This window comes from Nioella sp. (assembly GCF_965215655.1).
Classification (GTDB): domain Bacteria; phylum Pseudomonadota; class Alphaproteobacteria; order Rhodobacterales; family Rhodobacteraceae; genus Nioella.
This window is the reverse complement of record NZ_OZ244111.1, coordinates 2085810-2103535: the sequence shown is the minus strand read 5'-3', so window position 1 is coordinate 2103535 and position 17726 is coordinate 2085810. Positions and strand designations below refer to the sequence as shown.

Genomic DNA, 17726 nt, shown 5'->3' with positions numbered 1-17726 from the left:
ACCGCGAAAGGACTGACCATGGCCGAGTTCACCCAATACCTGCCGCTTCTGGGGCTGATCCTGTTGATCGGCGGGTTTGCCGGGATCGTGGCAGGGCTGTTGGGCGTTGGTGGCGGCATCGTTCTGGTCCCGGCCTTCTTCTTTGCCTTCTCTTCACTTGGCTACACCACGCCGGAGCTCATGCAGATCTGCCTGGCAACCTCGCTGGCGACCATCGTCGTGACCTCTGTGCGCTCGGTCATGGCCCATAACCGCAAAGGCGCGGTGGATTGGGATATCCTGAAAGCCTGGGGTCCGGGCATCGCCATCGGCGCGGCGCTTGGGGTTGCGGCGGCGTCCGGCCTCAGGAACGAGGTGCTGATGGGCATTTTCGGGGTGCTGGGGCTGTGTGTGGGGCTCTACCTGGCGTTCGGCAAGCCCGATTGGCGGCTTGGCGACGAGATGCCGGGTGGCGCGGCGCGGGCGATGGTTTCGCCTGCGCTTGGCTTCCTGTCGGTCCTGATGGGGATCGGCGGCGGCAGCTTCGGCGTGCCGCTGATGACGCTTTATGGAAGGCCGATTCACCGGGCGGTGGCAACGGCGGCGGGCTTTGGCGTGATCATCGCGGTACCCTCGGTTCTGGGCTTCCTGTTCATCGGCGGCGGTACCGAGGGGCGCCCGCCCTATACGGTCGGGCAGGTCAACCTGATTGCCTTCGTCGTGATCGTGGCGATGACGATGATCACCACGCCCTGGGGGGTGAAGCTGGCCCACGCGATGGACCCCAAGCCGCTGAAGCGGGTCTTTGCCGTCTTCATCATGATCATGGCGGTGAACATGCTGCGCAAGGCGCTCGGCTTTTGAGCTGGCTGTCCAACGGGTACCAGGTCTTCGGGCCCGACCCGGAGGTGTTGGAATGGCTGGAGACCGCGGGGCCGGCGGCGCTGGCGGCGGCATCCGATCCGGGGCACCGGGCCGATTGGATGCGCCATGGTGGCACGTGGTTCGCCGGTGTGAACGTGCTGGACAATGACCGGGACGGGCGTGTGGCCGGGGCGGCGGCCCTTGGGGGCGCTGCGCTCGGTGCGGCAGAGGCTGTGACTGGGCCGCTACCTTTGGACAAGGGGCAGGTCTCGGTCACCTATCCCGGCTACCCGCGACAGGATGCGAGCGAAAGCGACGCCAATCATCGCTATCGCAAGGCCCGGGACGCGGCGCATCTGGACGGGCTGTTGCCGGTGGGGCCGGACCGGCGCCGGATGCTGAAAGAACCGCATGGCTGGATCCTCGGCCTGCCGGTGACCGACTGCGGGGCAGGGGCCGCGCCGCTGGTGGTGTGGGAAGGCAGCCACGAAATCATGCGTGCCCGGTTGAGAGCGGTATTCGCGCAGCACCCCGAGACGGAGTGGTCAAACGTGGACCTGACCCAAGCCTATCACGCCGCGCGGCGCGAGGTGTTCGAGACCTGCCCGCGCGTCGAACTGCCCGCGAAACCCGGCGAGGCGACGCTGCTGCACCGGCTGGTCCTGCACGGGGTTGCTCCGTGGCAGGAGGGGGCAGAGGCCCCGCCAGAGGGCCGCGCCATCGTCTATTTCCGTCCGCATCTGCCGGGCGGCCCAGTGGATTGGCTGCACCTGCCCTGACCAAAGGCGAGGGGAAGGCGCTTCGAAGCGCCTAATAAGGGCCTTCGAAGGCCCTTCCACCGCCCTGCCTCAGCGTTCGGGAATCAGGCCCCTCGGGTTGAAGCGCAGCATCAAGAGCAGGAACAGCCCCATCGTCAGCAACCGCATATGCGCCGCCGAGTCGATCAGGTGCTGACGCAGCCCGCTATCCTCGGCCATGCCTGCCGTGATTGTCTGCATCATCCACAGGCCAATGGGTTCCACCATGATCCACAGCCACCAGATCAGGAAGCCGCCCAGAACCGCGCCCCAGTTGTTGCCCGATCCGCCCACGATCACCATCACCCAAATGAGGAAGGTGAAGCGCAGCGGGTTATAGGTGCCGGGCACCAGCTGGCCATCCAGCGTCGTCATCATCGCGCCCGCAATGCCGCAGACGGCCGAGCCGATGATGAAGATCTGCAAATGCCGCTTGGTCACGTCCTTGCCCATGGCCTCCGACGACACTTCATTGTCACGGATCGCGCGCATCATCCGGCCCCAGGGCGATTTCAGAGCCATCTCCGACATCCAGATGAGCAGCAGCAACACGGCGGCAAAGAGCCCCGCATAGCAGAGCTTCACCACCACCGAAGAGGCAGTCACCGGGTCGGCCCCGAAGCGCTCCGTCAGCGACAGGAACCAATCGGCGGCCTGCAATTCGACCTCATATGGCACGGGCCGGGGCAGACCGGTCACGTTCTTAACCCCGCGCCCCAGCCAGTCCTCGTTCTTCAGAACTGCGAGGATGATCTCGGCAATGCCGAGCGTGGCAATGGCGAGGTAGTCCGACCGCAGCCCGAGCGCGGTCTTGCCCACGATCCAGGCGGCCCCTGCTGCGAACAGCCCGCCCACGGGCCAGGCCAGGATCACGGGCAGGCCAAGCCCGCCCAGATAGCCGGTCAGGGCCGGATCGACCGCCTCGATGGCGTCACGCGCCGGGTCGAAAATGGCGCGGTAGAGCATGAAACCCGCGATCAGCACCGCCAGCATCACCACCACGCGCAACAGCCCCGCAGGCATCTTCTTGTAAATCATTACGGCGGCAACGATCGACGCGGCGCCGGCGGCCAGCGCCAGCAGGATGCGCGGGCCACCGGCGGCCCAGGCCTCGGGCACCGGTGGCATCGACACCAGCACCGCCGCCAGCCCGCCAAGCGCGGTGAAGCCCAGGATACCGACGTTAAAGAGCCCCGCGTAGCCCCACTGCATGTTCACCCCAAGCGCCATGATGGCCGAGATCAGCCCCATGTTGAGGATCGTCAGCGTGGTGTTCCACGACTGCATGAACCCGGTCCCGATGAACAGCAGCGCCACAAGACCGAACAGCAGGATATTCTTGGTGTTGATCTGCGTCATACCGATTTCCCCTTGAAGAGGCCCGTGGGCTTGAACAGCAGCACGATCAGCAGGATCGCGAAGCTGACAGCGAATTTATAGTCGGTGGACAGAAGCTGCAGCAGCCCCTCCGGCTCCCAGCTTTCCGGCACCAGATGGTTGACGACGCGGCGGAAGGCATAGGTCACGGTGATCTCGGAAAACGCGATCACGAAGCCGCCCGCGATGGCGCCAAGCGGGTTGCCAAGCCCGCCGACGATGGCAGACGCAAAGATCGGCAGCAGCAACTGGAAATAGGTGAAGGGCTTGAAGCTCTTGTCGAGCCCGTAAAGCACCCCCGCCGTGGTCGCCAGGGCCGCCACGATGATCCATGTCACCAGCACCACCTTTTCGGGGTTGATGCCCGACAGCAGCGCGAGGTCCTCATTGTCGGAAAAGGCGCGCATGGATTTGCCGGTGCGGGTCTTGTTGAGGAACCAGAACAGCAGGATCACGCAGATCAACGCCACAACGACCGTGATCCCCTGACTGGTGCGGATGGCCAGCCCCTCGTCCAGCCCCGTCAGGGTGCGGAAATTGCGGGCGGAAATGATGAACCGCTCACCATCGGCAAAGCGCTGATCGTCCACCCCGATGATGAAGCGCACCAGCCCGTTCATGATGAACATGACCCCGAGCGAGGCAATCACGTAGATCACCGGCTTGGCCTTCTGCTGGCGGTAGAACTTGTAGACCACCTTGTCGGTGCCAATCAGCAGCAGCGCTGTCGCCGCGATGCCAATGGGCAGCGCCAGCAGCGCTGTCGGCAGCGACCCGAGAGAGACGCCCGCGCCCTGCAAGGCCCAGGTCACCAGGATCGTCACCATGGCCCCGAAGGCCATCGTGTCGCCATGGGCGAAGTTCGAGAATCTGAGGATCCCGTAGATAAGCGTCACGCCAAGCGCGCCAAGCGCCAGCTGCGCGCCATAGGCGGTGGCTGGTACGATGACGAAATTGGCCAGGACGACAATGGCGTTCAGGAAGTCCAAGTCATGTCTCCTCGCAGGTGCCGAAATAGGTGATGGCGGGGCTGCCGGGGTTGGCCGGGTGACGGCTGCGCAAGGCAGTGCCATCGGCATGGATGGTGATCAGGTCGCTCTCCGCGCCGGGCACGGTGGTGGCGATTGAAAACGGAGAGCTGTCCGCGTCCGACAGGCTCAGGGCGGGCAGGGGGTCGGCATCGGCGTTCAGAAAGGCGGTAATGCCATCCTCCGACATGCCGATCTCGGTCCGGATCTCCGCCGGCTCGCAGCCGCCCGCAGCCTCGCAGGCCACGGTAAATGCGCAGCTATAGCCGGTTTCGGCCATGGCAGGCGCGGCCAGAAGGCACAAGGGTATGAGCGGCGAAAGCTTCACTCGCTTGCCTCCGCGCTATCCACGTCCTCGCACAGGCCAAAGCCGGTGACTGCACGGGGCCGCGCCTGCGGCTGGTGCAGGGTCACGACCACATGGCCGCTATCGGCGATGCTGACCATCTGCACCGCCTGCGTTTCGTGATTTGCGAAGATCAGACTGCGCAGGCGGGTGGGTTCAAGCGATCCTTCCGGCGCAAGAATATCGGCGGCCAGTTCGTAATCCGAGGGCAGATCCTCTTCCCACAGAACCCGCCAACTGCCATCTTCCTGCTCGGTGACGTGAATCTCCTGCCCCCAGTCCTGGCACGGGTTCGATTCGATGCAGATCACCGCCATGTTGCAGACACGCTCGATGGCGACATGCTGCGCCATGGCGGGCAGGGGGATCAGGAAAGGAAGGGCGGCCGCAAGGCCACGGCGGATCATCATCTATTGAACCTCACATTGTCCGTAGGCGGTCTGCTGACGCGGGCCATGGTCGGGCTGATAGTCCTGGTAGACATGCAGCGCCTCACCTGTGGGGTAGATCGTCAGCGTCAGGTTGTCCTCGTAGCCGGGCGAGATGAACATCGCCATCGGCGTATCAGAGGGCGTGGCATCGTCGACCGCACGGTGCCGCCCTTCATAGATCAGCCACAGCCCGTTGCCATGATCGGCCAGGGCAATCTCGACCGTGAAGGTGTCGGGGGTGCAATCCTCGGTGTCACAGCGCGTGCTGAACAGGCAGTAATAACTGCCCGTCTGCGCCGCCGCCGCGACGGGCAGCGCCGTTGCCAGCGCCAGCCCCCCGATGATGCCCCCGACCCGTGTCACTTACCGTCGCCACCCGCGCTGCCGGTGGTCTCGGTGCAGGTGCCGTTCAGCCGGTAGTGGATCAGGTTGTCGCCAAGCGCCATGTTGCCGGTATAGATGATCCGGCCCGCATCGGTGATGGTGCCCAGTTCGACACCGGCCGAATTGGAAAAGAAGAAATGCATGGCGCCATCGCTTTCATAGACGGTGCCGTCGAAGAAATTGCCCTCGCGCTGCTCCATCTCGCCCACGCCGGTGGTGGCGTTGAGGGTGAAGTTGTAGGGGATGTCCTCCGCCACGCAGCCGCCGCCATTTTGCCGGCAGGCCTCGTTCATCGTGCACTCATAGGTGCGGTCCTGCGCCATGGCCGGGGCCGCCATCAGGGTGGCCAGAGCTGCCGTTGTCAGTATGTGTTTCATAATCAACCTCCTAGGAAAGACTTGCGCACTTCCGGGTCGGCCAAAAGCGCCTTGCCGGTATCTGTGTAAGCGTTGCGCCCCTGTACGAGCACATAGCCTTTATCTGCAATTTCAAGCGCTTGCCGGGCATTCTGTTCCACCATCAAGATGGAAATCCCGGTGCGCGCGACCTCGATAATGCGGTCGAAAAGTTCATCCATGACGATGGGGGACACGCCCGCCGTCGGTTCATCCAGCATCAAGAGCTTCGGCTTCGTCATCAGCGCCCGGCCCACGGCGACCTGCTGACGCTGCCCGCCCGATAGCTCGCCCGCCGGTTGCAGGCGCTTTTCCTTGAGGATCGGGAACAGGTCATAGACCTGCTCCATCGTGCCCCGGAAATCGTCGGTGCGGATGAAGGCGCCCATTTCAAGGTTTTCCTCGACCGTCATCGAGGTGAAGATGTTCGAGGTCTGGGGGACGAAGCCCATCCCCTTGGCCACGCGGGCCTGTGGCGTCAGCTTGGTGATATCCTCGCCATCCAGCACCACACGACCCTGCCGCAGGTTCAGCATGCCGAAAACGGCCTTCATGCCGGTCGATTTGCCCGCGCCGTTGGGGCCGACGATGACGGCGATCTCACCCTTTTCCACGGCAATCGTGCAGTCATGCAGGATGTCGGCACCCTTGCCATAGCCGCCAGTCATGTTCTCGCCGATGAGGAAGGGCTGTCCCGCTGCCGGACTGGTTTTCGAGCCGAGCCCGTCCGTCGGGGTCAGTGTGCCGATCCCGTCGGGATTTCCAATCGAGCGGTCCTTGTTGCCGCGATCGTCCTGATAGGGGTTGCCGCTCATGCCTCTACCTTGTCCTTGTTCTTCAGGCCGGTGCCTAAGTAAGCCTCGATCACTTGCTCATTGGCCTTGATCTCATCCAGCGTGCCTTCCGCCAGCACCTTGCCCTCGGCCATGCAGATGACGGGGTCACAGATCTTGTCGATGAAATCCATGTCGTGCTCGATGACGACGAAGGTATAGCCGCGTTCCTGGTTCAGCCTCTTGATGGCGTCGGCGATGGTGTAAAGCAGCGTCCGGTTCACGCCCGCGCCGACCTCGTCCAGAAAGACGATCTTGGCATCGACCATCATCGTGCGGCCCAGTTCCAGCAGTTTCTTCTGCCCGCCGGACACCTCACCCGCCTTCAGGTCGGCAATATGAGAAATGGTCAGGAATTCAAGCACTTCGTCGGCCTTGGCCCGCAGAGCGCGTTCCTCGTCCGCGATCCGCTTGCGCCCGAACCAGGTGTTCCACAGGCTTTCGCCCGACTGCCCGCCCGGCACCATCATCAGGTTTTCCCGGCAGGTCATCGAGCTGAATTCATGCGCGATCTGGAAGGTGCGCAAGAGCCCCTTGTGGAAAAGCTCATGCGGGGCGAGGCCGGTGATATCCTCACCATCCATTTCCACCCGGCCCGATGTTGGCGCCAGAACCCCCGCAATCACGTTGAAAAGCGTGGTCTTGCCCGCACCATTGGGGCCGATCAGCCCGGTGATGGAGCCCGGCGCGATGGACAGGCTGGCGCCATCCACGGCGTGAAAGCCGCCGAAATGCTTGTGCAGGTCATGAACGGTGATCATGCGTGAAGGCTCACTTTCCCCAATGTCTTAAACGAACAGCCCGGCGATGACCGGGCTGTTCTGTGTCATGCAATCGCGATCGGATCAGCGATACTGCGCGGTGACGATCTCACCGCCCTGGATTTCGATCTCGCGGTAGTTGCCTGCCGATTCACCGGGGCCGATCAGTTCCACCGCGGTGGCGCCTTCATAGTCCACGTCACCGCCGGCGGCGATGATTTCCAGCGCGCGGGCCAGTTCACCCGGCTGGATGACTTCACCGGGTGCGTTGGCGATGTCCATGATGTGACCGGCATAATCGCCCGGCGCAGAGGAGCCCGCCGCCGCCATCGCCATCATCATCAGCGCCGCCGCGTCATAGCTTTCCGCTGCGAAGGGCGAGGTGCCGTCAAAGCCTGCCTCACCGGCCATCGCGTGGAACAGCGCCGCGCCGTCCGAGTCGGTGCCCGGATGCTGGCCGAAGGACCCGTCGATGTCGGACCCGAAATTGTCGACCAGCGCCTGGCTGACCATCCCGTCGGGGAACACGAAGGTGTCGAACGCGCCGGAATCGAGTGCCGCCTGGATGATGCCGGAACCACCCTGGTCCACGTAGCCCGCTACGACCAGCGCAGCGCCACCGGCGGAGGCCAGTGCACCGACTTCAGCGGCATAGTCCGCACGACCGTCTTCATGGGCGGCCACCAGTGTCACGGTGCCCCCGGCTTCGGCGAAGGCAGCGGCAAAGCTGTCCGCCAGGCCCAGGCCATAGTCGTTGTTGGTATAGGTCACGGCGACCTCGTCGATGCCGCGATCCATCAGCACTTCGGCCATCACAACACCCTGACGCGCGTCAGAGGGGGCGGTGCGGAAGAACAACCCGTTGTCTTCCACGGCAGACAGCGCCGGGGAGGTGGCGGAGGGCGAGATCATCACCATGCCATTGGCCAGCGCCACGTTGGACAGGATCGAGGTGGTCACACCGGAACAGTCGGCACCGACGATGCCCGACACGCCATCGGCGGTGATCAGACGTTCGGCGGCGGCCTGCGCGGCGGCGGAGTCGATACAGGTGGAGTCCGCGCGCACCGACACGAAGGTGCTGCCATCCATGATGCCGCCCGCGGCGTTCACTTCGGCCATCGCCAGTTCCGCGCCGGCCGCCATGTTGGGGGTCAGCGATTCGATCGGGCCGGTGAAGCCAAGGATAACACCGATGCTGATCTGGTTTGAATGCCCGTCGGCATAGGCCGCACCGGCAAGAACTGCGGTGGCCGCAGAGGCCAGCAGAAGCTTCTTCATGATTGTCTCCCTATTGGACAAATTATTCTTGTGAGGGCAGGTTATGACGGGTTCCGCAAATTGAAAAGGGCCGAAATGGACCCTTTCAGCCTGCCAACCGATATTTTCTGTCAGAAAAGGCAATGGGTCTGAAACCGGCTTTCAAATCGGGTGTTTTTCCTACAGGTTCGCGCCATCCAGCCTTTCAGACCAAGGACCATGCCCATGCCCGCCCTCAGGAACAGGTTGAAATCGGATCTCGCCGCCGGGCGTCTCTGCAAGGGGATCTGGCTGAACCTCGGCTCGCCCCTGGTGGCAGAGCTGGCCGGGAACAGCGGTTTCGACTGGTGCCTCATTGATGGAGAACACGGGCCATGGGACCCGACCGCGATCCGCGCGCAGCTCATGGCGCTGGCGGCAACCCCCGCGCAGGCCGTGGTCCGGGTGCCGGTGGCCGAGGACTGGGTGATCAAACAGGCGCTCGACCTGGGGGTGCAGACGTTGCTGGTGCCGATGGTCGACAGTGCCGAGGAAGCCGCCGCCGTGGTCCGCGCCTGCCGCTATCCGCCTCAGGGCGTGCGCGGGCAGGGGGCGCTCGTGGCGCGTGCCACCGGGTTCAACGCGATTGCCGACTACACCACCAATGCCAATGACGAGATCTGCATTCTCGTGCAGGCCGAAAGCCGCGCCGCGCTGGCCGATCTCGACCGGATTGCCGCCGTGGACGGCGTCGACGGCATTTTCATCGGTCCCGCCGATCTGGCCGCCGATATGGGGCATCGCGACAACCCCGCCCATCCAGATGTGCAGGCCGCCATTGCCGACGCCATCCCGCGGATCCGTGCCGCAGGAAAGGCGGCAGGCATTATCCTCGGTACAGCAGAGGCCCGTGCGCGAGCCGTGGCACAGGGCGTCAATTTCCTCGGAATGGGCAGCGAGGCGACACTGCTCGCCGACGCGCTCCGCGCGCTGGCCGCGGAATGATCCTCGTCGATGCCGATGCCTGCCCGGTCAAGCAGGAGGCCATTCGCATGGCGCTGCGCCATGGGCAGGTCATCGTCTTCATCGCCAATCAGGGCCTGCGCCTGCCGGACCATCCGCTGATCAGGCAGTTCACCGTGTCCGACGGGTTCGACGCCGCCGACGATGCGATTGCGGAAACGGCTGGACCGGGCCATCTGGTGATCACCGCCGATATCCTTCTGGCCGAACGCTGCCTGAAAGCCGGGTCCGAGGTGATGGACCCAAAAGGCCGAGCCTTCACCATGGACAGCATCGGCAGCCAGATCGCCACGCGCGCCATCATGGCCGACCTGCGCGCAGGTCTGGAGGGCCAGGGGATCGGAGGCCAGAAACCCTTCTCCAAATCCGACCGCAGCCGCTTCCTCGATGCGATGGAAACCACGCTGAGGCGTCTCAAAGCCTGACTTCTTTCATCTTGGCAAAAATACCTCTGCCGGAGGTATCCTGTCCCCGCCACAGGGACGGTCGTCCCCTCTGCAAATTCCCCTTCCCACAGGTCCGTGGCAACGCGGACCGACGAGGCCTCCGGCGTCAGCCGGGGGTTGAGGAGGGCCGCTCCCGGATCGACGACGAAGTCGGCGAAACCGCCGTTTCGTATGCACGGGGGGTGTACGGGGGGTGTACAGGGGGTGCACGCATGGCGACGGGCCGAATTGAGGTCAAAGCCCCGCCGTTTTGGCCGCGTCCCACAGCCCGTCCATTTCTTCCAGGTCGCTGTCCGAGGGGCGTTTCCCCCGCGCCTCCAACTCCCGTTCGATGAAGTGAAAGCGCCGCACGAATTTCGCATTCGCATCGCGCAGGGCGGTTTCGGGATCGACCTTCAGATGCCGCGCCAGATTGGCCATGACAAAGAGCAGATCGCCCATCTCCTCGGCAATCTTCTCCTGCGGCAGCGCCTCCCGCGCCTCCGCCAGTTCGCGAGCTTCTTCGGCAATCTTGTCAACCACTTGCCCGATATGCGGCCAGTCGAACCCGACCCGCGCGGCGCGTTTTTGAAGCTTCTCGGCGCGCATCAGGGCAGGCAGGCCAATGGCCACGTCATCCAGAACCCCGCCCCGCGCCTTGGCGGCCCGTTCCGCCGCCTTGATCGTCTCCCAATCCTGGGTCTGCTGCTCGGCCGATTTGTCCCGCGACTGGTCGCCGAATACATGCGGATGGCGGGCGACCATCTTGTCCGACATCGTGTCGGCCACCTCCTGAAACGAAAAAAGCCCTTTCTCTTCCGCCATTTGTGCGTGAAAGACCGATTGGAACAGCAGGTCCCCCAACTCGCCTTTCAACTCGTCCCAGGCCTCGCGGTCGATCGCATCGGCGACCTCATAGGCCTCCTCGATCGTGTAGGGCGCGATGGTGCCAAAATCCTGCTCGATATCCCAGGGACAGCCGGTTTCCGGGTCGCGCAACCGGCGCATGATTTCCAGCAGGCGGGGCATGCCGCCATGGGGGTCGTTGATCAGCTCGTCATCCATTGCCGGGCCTCCGGTTTTCGGTCAGGGTGCCCCCGACTAACACCCATGAGCCCCGGAGAGTCCACCCATGCCCGTCCTCAATCGCATCGCAGGTTTCGCCGAGGAAATGACCGCTTGGCGCCGCCATCTGCACGCCCATCCGGAACTTGGCTTTGCCTGCCACAAAACGGCGGGTTTCGTGGTGGATCGCCTGAAGGAATTCGGCATCACCGAGATCCACACCGGCATCGCCGAATCGGGGGTTGTGGCGATTATCGAGGGGCAGGGTGACGGCCCTACCATCGGGCTGCGCGCCGATATGGATGCGCTGCCGATCGAGGAGGAGACGGGGCTCGATTATGCCTCTGAAAACAAGGGCGTGATGCATGCCTGCGGCCATGATGGGCATACCACGATGTTGCTGGGGGCTGCGAAATATCTTGCGGAAACGCGGAATTTCCGGGGCCGTGTGGCGCTGATCTTCCAGCCCGCCGAAGAGGATGGCGGCGGGGCGGGCGTGATGTGCCAGGAAGGGATCATGGACCGGTTCGGGATCAGTGAGGTCTACGCGATCCACACCACCCCCGCGCTGCCCCTGGGCCATTTCCAGACCACTCCAGGGCCGATCATGGCCGCCGTCGACAGTTTCGACGTGCATATCAAGGGCAAGGGCGGGCATGGGGCCTATCCGCATGACTGCGTCGATCCGGTGATCGCGGCGGTTCATATCGCGCAGGCGCTGCAAAGCATCGTGGCGCGCAACCACTACGCGCTGCAGGATCTGGTGGTGTCAGTCACCATGATCCACACCGGCACGGCGGAAAACATCATCCCCGACACCGCCTATCTGGGCGGGACGGTGCGCAGCTTCGACCCGGATGTGCGGGACATGGTGGAGGCGCGCATGGGCGAGATCGTGGCCGGGCAGGGGGCAAGCTTTGGGGTGGAGGCGGTGCTCGACTACAAGCGCAGTTATCCGGCGACGGTGAACGACCCGGAGAGGACGGAGTTCGCCGTGGGAGTCGCGGAAGAAATCGCGGGCAGGGACGCGGTGGACGGTGCCCAGTGGCGCGAGATGGGTGCCGAGGATTTCAGCTATATGCTGGAGGAGCGGCCGGGAGCCTATCTTTTCCTTGGGCAGGGGGAGGCGGCGGGGCTGCATCATCCCCGCTTCAACTTCAATGACGAGGCCGCGCCCTATGGAGCGAGTTTCTTCGCGCGGCTTGTGGAACGGGCGCTGTCCCTTGGATAGGGGGTTTCTGGCGATGCGGGCCCGCCCCTGACCAAATTGTGTGGGCTCCGCCCACGCTCTATTTTTTGATGGGTGCTTGCGATGGCAGATGGACATGTCGCCGGTCGCCAAGGCGGTGCAAAACCGAGGGTATGGAACGCCTATGCCCAACTGCGTTCCTCCGGAACCGAGGCAGCGGCCGGTCGCCGGGGAATGTCTGATGCGTGCGGGTGTCGTGCTGAGAAAGGATCAGTGCTTTTCGGCCCGCAGATAGCTGCGCATCCCGTAGAGTAGGGGCGAGCCGTCGGGGGCGACGCGCACCTCCTTCACCGCGCCGATGCAGATATGGTGGGTGCCGATCTTGTCGGCCGAGACCAGTTCGCAATCGAAACTGACAAGGGCAGTGTCCATCATCGGCGCACCTGTGGGGCCGGGGGTGAAGGGCGCGGCGTTGAAGCGGTCGCCATCCGGCGCGGGCAGCCGGCCCGAGAACGTATCGGAGATTGCCTGCTGGTCGATCCTCAGCACGTTGATGCAAAAGCAGCCATTGTCCAGAAGCGGCGGCAGAACGGAGGAGGCGGCGTTGAGGCAGACGAGCATGGTCGGGGCGTCGCCATCGGCGCTGACCGAGGTCATGGCGCTGACCGTGATGCCGTGACGCCCGGCTGGCCCGTCGGTGGTCACGACGCTGACCGAGGCGGCGGCGCGGCTCATGCCTTCGAGAAACTGCTGTCGAAGCGGGCTGTCGGGCATGGGTTGGCTCCTGTCGGCGGGACTGGTCCCTTGATGTAGTGCAGGCAGACGGGATGCAAGGTGGCATTGCCTTTTTCCGCCGGAGAGGATTTGCATGGGGCCGGATGCAAAACGGGAAAGGGCCGGGTATGGCGCTGGAAGACGCGAAGACAGATATCGACGGGGCATTCACGCGGGAAGGGCTGAAGGGCCGCGCCTTCGAGAACACGTTTGGCGGGGCGGTCAGCTTCCTGCGCCGTCGCTACACCAAGGACCTGACCGGCGTCGATGTGGCCGTGACCGGTGTGCCTTTCGATCAGGCGGTGACGAACCGGCCCGGCACCCGGCTTGGACCCCGTGCGATCCGCGAGGCGAGCGCTCTGCAGGTCTATGACCCGCCCTATGGCTGGGGCGGCTATGACCCGATGAGCGATCTGGCGATTGCCGATTATGGCGATCTGGCCTTCGACTACGCAAATCCGGGTGAATTTCCAAAAGTGCTGGAGGCCCATGCTGACAGCATTCTGAACCAGGGCGCGGCGATGGTGACGCTTGGGGGCGATCACTCGATCACCCTGCCGCTGTTGCGGGCGCATGCGAAGAAACATGGGCCTGTGGCGCTGCTGCAATTCGATGCCCATACCGACACATGGCCCGATGACGATCCGGCCCGGGTCGATCACGGCACCTTTGCCTACAAGGCGGTGAAGGAGGGGCTGGTCGACGTGGCTCGCTCTGTCCATGTGGGCATCCGCACGGTGGTTGAGGATAATCTGGGGATCGAGGTCCTCGATGCGCGTGCCGTGCACGAGCAGGGGCCGCAGGCCATCGCCGCGCGGGTGAAAGAGATCCTGGGCGATGCGCCGGTGTACCTGAGCTTTGACATCGACTGTCTCGATCCGGCCTATGCTCCGGGCACCGGTACGCCGGTCTGGGGCGGGCTGACCTCGGCGCAGGCGGCGATGATCCTGCGCGACATCGCCGGGATCAACCTGGTGGGCGGCGACGTGGTCGAGGTCTCTCCGCCCTTCGACACGGCCCAGATCACTGCCGTGGCGGGGGCGCATGTGGCGATGGAGCTTTTGTGCCTCTGGGGATGGGCGCGGCGCGGGCTGTCATGAAACTGTGACGTGCTTTCGCTAGCGGGAATCGCCCAAGGGGCGTATCCAGCATCAACGGCAGCGGTGTGTATCAGGACCATGGCACGCAAGCGACATTCCAAAGAAGACAGGCAGATCGCACGCGAGATCTCTTACGCGCATTCGGCCCGGACCAAGGGCGGGCGGGCGGTGATCCGCGCGATGGAAAACACCACCGGGCGTCTGAAGCTGATTAAACAGGCGCAAGGATACGAGACCGAGGTCGCGGCGGGCCGGGATTTCTGGCAGGTGATGGTGGACCGCTACGGTCTGACGCTGGAGGTGATGGGCGGCAGCCTGGACAACATCCCGCGCGAGGGGCCGGTCATCGCCATTGCCAACCACCCCTACGGCATTCTCGACGGGTTGATGCTGGGGCATATCCTGTCGGTCGCGCGGGGGGATTTCCGCATATTGGCGCATCGGATCTTCCGCAAGGCCGAAGATCTGGACAAGGTCATCCTGCCGATCTCCTTCGATGAGACGAAAGAGGCGGTGGCGCTGAATATCCAGACCCGAAAGACGGCGCTGCGCTACCTGTCGGAAGGCGGCGCGATCGGGATCTTTCCGGGCGGGACTGTGTCGACGGCGCAAAAACCCTTCGGGCGGCCCATGGACCCCTATTGGCGTGGTTTCACGGCGCGCATGATCACCAAGTCAGAAGCCACAGTTGTACCGATCTACTTCGACGGGCATACCAGCCGGCTCTTTCAACTGGCCAGCCATCTGCATAACACCCTGCGCATGGGGCTGCTGATCAAGGAGTTCAAGAAACGGGTGAACACGCCCGTGCGCGTGGTGATCGGGGAACCGATCCCACGGGCGGACCTGGACCGTTTCGCGGGCGATACGCGGGCGATGATGGACTTCCTGCGGCAATCGACCTACGACTTGTCGCCAACACCCATAAACCCGGCTGAAATCGGGTTCGAATTCGAGGAAAAGCACAAGCGAAATGGCGGTCGGGATCTTTGACAGTGGCTTGGGCGGTTTGACGGTGCTGGATGCCGTCAGCAAGCGCCTGCCGGATGTGCCCTTTGTCTATTACGGCGACAACGCCCACGCACCCTATGGCGTGCGCGATGCCGATGACGTCTACGAGTTGACGACAGCGGGGGTTCAGCGCCTGTTCGATGCGGGCTGCGACCTGGTGATCCTTGCCTGCAACACCGCAAGCGCCGCGGCCCTGCGGCGCATGCAGGAATCGTGGGTGCCCAAGGACAAGCGAGTTCTGGGCGTCTTCGTGCCGCTCATTGAGGCGCTGACCGAACGGCAATGGGGCGACAATTCCCCGCCGCGTGAGGTTGCCGTGAAACATGTGGCATTGTTTGCCACGCCCGCGACGGTCAGCAGCCGGGCGTTCCAACGTGAACTTGCTTTTCGCGCCATCGGTGTCGACGTAGAGGCGCAGCCCTGCGGCGGTGTGGTCGATGCCATCGAGGATGGCGACATGATCCTGGCGGAAGCCCTTGTGCGCAGCCATGTGGAGGCGCTGCAACGGCGGATGCCGAAGCCCGAGGCGGCGATCCTGGGATGCACCCATTACCCGTTGATGGAAGACGTCTTTCAGGACGCGCTTGGGGAGGGGGTTGCGGTCTATAGCCAGGCCAATCTGGTGGCAGAGAGCCTTGCCGACTATCTGATCCGCCATCCCGACAAGCTGGGGGAAGGGACTGAATCCGCCTTCCTGACGACCGGCGATCCGGCACGGGTATCGAACAAGGCCACCCAGTTCCTGCGCCGCAAGATCGCATTCGTCAAAGCCTGAGGCAACCTGTCAGGGCGGCGCCTCTCGACGCGGGGCCGGACCTTGCCTATCTGTGGGGCAGTTGGACGTGGAGGACAACCATGCGCGGATTGAAGAAACAACGCCGGATCCAGGTGATCATCGTCGCGATGGTGGCGCTGGCAGTGTCTGCGGGGCTGATCGGCTATGGGCTGCGCGACGGCATCAATTTCTTTCGCACCCCGACTGAAGTGGCGGAAACCCCGCCACCGCCCGATGAGGTCTTCCGCATTGGCGGGCTGGTGCTGGAGGGGACGCTGGTTCAGGATGAGGGGCTGGATTTCACCTTCACCGTGACCGATGGCGGTGCCGATATCCCGGTGCGCTATGTCGGGACCGACGCGCCGCCCGATCTGTTCGGGGAAGGCCAGGGGACTGTGGCCACCGGCACCTATGAAGACGGGGTGTTTCTGGCGACGGAACTCTTGGCTCGCCATGACGAGACTTACATGCCCGCCGAGGTGATCGACGCGCTGGAAGCGCAAGGGGTCTACCGGCACGCGGAAGATGAGGACCCGGCGCCGAGCTATTGACGGCGGGCACTTCTCCTCGAGCCCCCTTCGGGAGCCTTCGTCGAAGCGCGCTGCCGCGGATGCTTGGCACGGTGGTGTGAAGTTTGATCCGTAAGCGCCTGTTTTTCGTCAGGATCGAGGGCGCTGCCCTCGAGCTCCCGAGGTATTTTTGCCAAGATGAAGGGGCTTTAGCGAAATCTTAATCCTCGTGTGATTGGTTTATTCTCATCTTGAACCTTGAGCATGGGAGGGCTGAACCATGCTGTCGGTTCGCCAGATTGCGTCTGAAATTGTCGATCGAGAGGGAGGCTATGTAAACGACCCCAATGACCCCGGGGGCGCGACAAATTACGGGGTGACAATCCATACGATGCGGCGTCTTGGGCTGGACCTGGATGGCGATGGCGATGTTGATGAAGCTGATGTGCGCGCCCTGCCGCGGGAGCGGGCGGTCGAGATCTTCATCGAGCACTATTATCATGCCCCCCGGATCGACCAATTGCCGGAGCCATTGCAGCCCACGGTCTTCGACATGCAGGTCAATGCCGGATCGAACGCGATACGGATCCTGCAACGGCTGATCCGCGATATGGGACCGGAGATTGCCATTGACGGGGTGATCGGGCCGCAGACCATTGCTGCCGCAACTGCGGCCCATGACAGTGCCGGGCAGAGTATGGTGGATGCCTACGGCATTGCCAGGCGCAATTTCTACTACCGGATCGGGGATCGGCGCCCGGCCTCTCGCCGCTATGCCACGCGGCGCGACGGGGGCAAGGGGGGCTGGATCCTCCGGGCGGAGGCGTTCATTTCTCCTGAATTTCATCTGACGGACGCGGAACACCGCGCGCGGGTGGCGGCATGGGGTTGATGCAGCGCATACTGGGCGGGCCGCAAACCATTGCCGCCGCCGGTGAGGCCTTCAGCGATGTGGCCGAGATTTTTCACGCCAATGAAACAAGGGCGATGGAGCTGTCGGCTGAGGCGCATCGGGCGGCGCTTGACGCCCATGGTGATGAGTTTCAATACGCGAGACGGGGGCTCTTTGACCGTGTGATCAACGGCATCAACCGGATGCCTCGCCCGATGCTGGCGCTTGGCACGATCGGGCTCTTCATCTTCGCCATGGTCGATCCGGAGGCCTTTGCCGCAAGGATGGTGGGGCTGAACGAGGTACCGGAACCGCTTTGGTGGCTATTGGGCGCCATCGTCAGCTTCTATTTCGGGGCGCGGGAGATGCACTATTTCCGCACGCCAAATGGCGGCAGGCTGCCCCGGATGCGACCCCGAGACCTGGCGGAGGATGCAACCGCAACGGCAGCGGACCCCAATCCGGCGCTGGAGCGGTGGTTCCGCGAGCAACGGGACAGCGAAGAGGGCGGGGATTGACCCCGCCCTAA

22 protein-coding genes are annotated in these 17726 nt (G+C 63.8%); 11 read left to right on the top strand and 11 right to left on the bottom strand.

The features are described from left to right. Positions 1-18: 18 nt before the first annotated feature. Positions 19-843, top strand: a complete 825-nt coding sequence (locus ACOOEX_RS10500; RefSeq protein ID WP_420394790.1) for a sulfite exporter TauE/SafE family protein — start codon at positions 19-21, stop codon at positions 841-843. Next, a complete protein-coding gene (locus ACOOEX_RS10495) occupies positions 840-1622 on the top strand; it encodes a hypothetical protein (protein WP_420394789.1) in 783 nt (260 codons plus the stop codon). The genes ACOOEX_RS10500 and ACOOEX_RS10495 overlap by 4 nt, the downstream gene beginning before the upstream one ends. Positions 1623-1691: 69 nt before the next feature. On the opposite strand, the gene ACOOEX_RS10490 is transcribed toward ACOOEX_RS10495, so the two are convergent. From ACOOEX_RS10490 to ACOOEX_RS10450, 9 genes are all read right to left on the bottom strand, one after another. Then, a complete protein-coding gene (locus ACOOEX_RS10490) occupies positions 1692-2999 on the bottom strand; it encodes a branched-chain amino acid ABC transporter permease (protein WP_420394788.1) in 1308 nt (435 codons plus the stop codon). Beyond that, the gene (locus tag ACOOEX_RS10485; RefSeq protein WP_420394787.1) at positions 2996-4006 is read right to left on the bottom strand and encodes a branched-chain amino acid ABC transporter permease; all 1011 of its coding nucleotides are present in this window, start codon (positions 4004-4006) and stop codon (positions 2996-2998) included. Before ACOOEX_RS10485 ends, ACOOEX_RS10490 begins: the two co-directional genes overlap by 4 nt. 1 nt (position 4007) lies before the next feature. Next, a complete protein-coding gene (locus ACOOEX_RS10480; RefSeq protein WP_420394786.1) occupies positions 4008-4373 on the bottom strand; it encodes a hypothetical protein in 366 nt (121 codons plus the stop codon). Beyond that, positions 4370-4801 (bottom strand): hypothetical protein, encoded by a 432-nt coding sequence (locus ACOOEX_RS10475; protein ID WP_420394785.1) that lies wholly within the window; start codon positions 4799-4801, stop codon positions 4370-4372. Before ACOOEX_RS10475 ends, ACOOEX_RS10480 begins: the two co-directional genes overlap by 4 nt. Further along, positions 4802-5185 carry a hypothetical protein gene (locus tag ACOOEX_RS10470; protein ID WP_420394784.1) on the bottom strand — a complete coding sequence of 128 codons (384 nt, stop codon included), beginning with the start codon at positions 5183-5185 and terminating at the stop codon, positions 4802-4804. Next, positions 5182-5583, bottom strand: a complete 402-nt coding sequence (locus ACOOEX_RS10465; RefSeq protein WP_420394783.1) for a hypothetical protein — start codon at positions 5581-5583, stop codon at positions 5182-5184. Before ACOOEX_RS10465 ends, ACOOEX_RS10470 begins: the two co-directional genes overlap by 4 nt. Positions 5584-5585: 2 nt before the next feature. Beyond that, positions 5586-6416, bottom strand: a complete 831-nt coding sequence (locus ACOOEX_RS10460) for an ABC transporter ATP-binding protein (protein WP_420394782.1) — start codon at positions 6414-6416, stop codon at positions 5586-5588. Beyond that, positions 6413-7195 (bottom strand): ABC transporter ATP-binding protein, encoded by a 783-nt coding sequence (locus ACOOEX_RS10455; RefSeq protein WP_420394781.1) that lies wholly within the window; start codon positions 7193-7195, stop codon positions 6413-6415. The genes ACOOEX_RS10460 and ACOOEX_RS10455 overlap by 4 nt, the downstream gene beginning before the upstream one ends. Before the next feature lie 84 nt (positions 7196-7279). Continuing rightward, positions 7280-8476: an ABC transporter substrate-binding protein gene (locus tag ACOOEX_RS10450; RefSeq protein ID WP_420394780.1), complete on the bottom strand. Its 1197-nt coding sequence runs from the start codon at positions 8474-8476 to the stop codon at positions 7280-7282. Between the two features lie 204 nt (positions 8477-8680). On the opposite strand from ACOOEX_RS10450, the gene ACOOEX_RS10445 reads away from it, so the two are divergent. Together ACOOEX_RS10445 and ACOOEX_RS10440 are read left to right on the top strand one after the other, a co-directional pair. Continuing rightward, on the top strand, positions 8681-9439 hold the full coding sequence (locus tag ACOOEX_RS10445; protein ID WP_420394779.1) for an HpcH/HpaI aldolase family protein: 759 nt from the start codon (positions 8681-8683) through the stop codon (positions 9437-9439). Then, positions 9436-9882 carry a YaiI/YqxD family protein gene (locus ACOOEX_RS10440; RefSeq protein ID WP_420394778.1) on the top strand — a complete coding sequence of 149 codons (447 nt, stop codon included), beginning with the start codon at positions 9436-9438 and terminating at the stop codon, positions 9880-9882. Before ACOOEX_RS10445 ends, ACOOEX_RS10440 begins: the two co-directional genes overlap by 4 nt. A gap of 255 nt (positions 9883-10137) precedes the next feature. Here the strand turns inward: ACOOEX_RS10440 and mazG are convergent, their stop codons facing one another. Next, positions 10138-10947 carry a nucleoside triphosphate pyrophosphohydrolase gene (gene mazG / locus ACOOEX_RS10435; RefSeq protein WP_420394777.1) on the bottom strand — a complete coding sequence of 270 codons (810 nt, stop codon included), beginning with the start codon at positions 10945-10947 and terminating at the stop codon, positions 10138-10140. Between the two features lie 67 nt (positions 10948-11014). Here mazG and ACOOEX_RS10430 point away from each other — a divergent pair, with 67 nt between their 5' ends. After that, positions 11015-12178, top strand: a complete 1164-nt coding sequence (locus ACOOEX_RS10430) for a M20 aminoacylase family protein (protein ID WP_420394776.1) — start codon at positions 11015-11017, stop codon at positions 12176-12178. Between the two features lie 228 nt (positions 12179-12406). Here the strand turns inward: ACOOEX_RS10430 and ACOOEX_RS10425 are convergent, their stop codons facing one another. Next, a complete protein-coding gene (locus ACOOEX_RS10425; protein ID WP_420394775.1) occupies positions 12407-12910 on the bottom strand; it encodes a flavin reductase family protein in 504 nt (167 codons plus the stop codon). A 128-nt stretch (positions 12911-13038) separates the two neighbouring features. On the opposite strand from ACOOEX_RS10425, the gene speB reads away from it, so the two are divergent. The 6 genes from speB to ACOOEX_RS10395 all read left to right on the top strand — a co-directional run bounded on the left by speB (position 13039) and on the right by ACOOEX_RS10395 (position 17715). Then, complete coding sequence (gene speB / locus ACOOEX_RS10420) at positions 13039-14010, top strand: agmatinase (RefSeq protein ID WP_420398360.1); 972 nt, start codon at positions 13039-13041, stop codon at positions 14008-14010. A 78-nt stretch (positions 14011-14088) separates the two neighbouring features. Continuing rightward, on the top strand, positions 14089-15003 hold the full coding sequence (locus tag ACOOEX_RS10415; protein WP_420394774.1) for a lysophospholipid acyltransferase family protein: 915 nt from the start codon (positions 14089-14091) through the stop codon (positions 15001-15003). Then, positions 14984-15796, top strand: coding sequence for a glutamate racemase (locus tag ACOOEX_RS10410; protein ID WP_420394773.1), 813 nt, complete (start codon positions 14984-14986; stop codon positions 15794-15796). Before ACOOEX_RS10415 ends, ACOOEX_RS10410 begins: the two co-directional genes overlap by 20 nt. An 80-nt stretch (positions 15797-15876) precedes the next feature. Next, positions 15877-16347, top strand: coding sequence for a cytochrome c maturation protein CcmE (gene ccmE, locus ACOOEX_RS10405; protein WP_420394772.1), 471 nt, complete (start codon positions 15877-15879; stop codon positions 16345-16347). A 238-nt stretch (positions 16348-16585) separates the two neighbouring features. Further along, positions 16586-17197: a holin-associated N-acetylmuramidase gene (locus ACOOEX_RS10400; protein ID WP_420394771.1), complete on the top strand. Its 612-nt coding sequence runs from the start codon at positions 16586-16588 to the stop codon at positions 17195-17197. Then, positions 17188-17715, top strand: a complete 528-nt coding sequence (locus ACOOEX_RS10395; protein ID WP_420394770.1) for a holin family protein — start codon at positions 17188-17190, stop codon at positions 17713-17715. Before ACOOEX_RS10400 ends, ACOOEX_RS10395 begins: the two co-directional genes overlap by 10 nt. Positions 17716-17726: the final 11 nt, after the last annotated feature.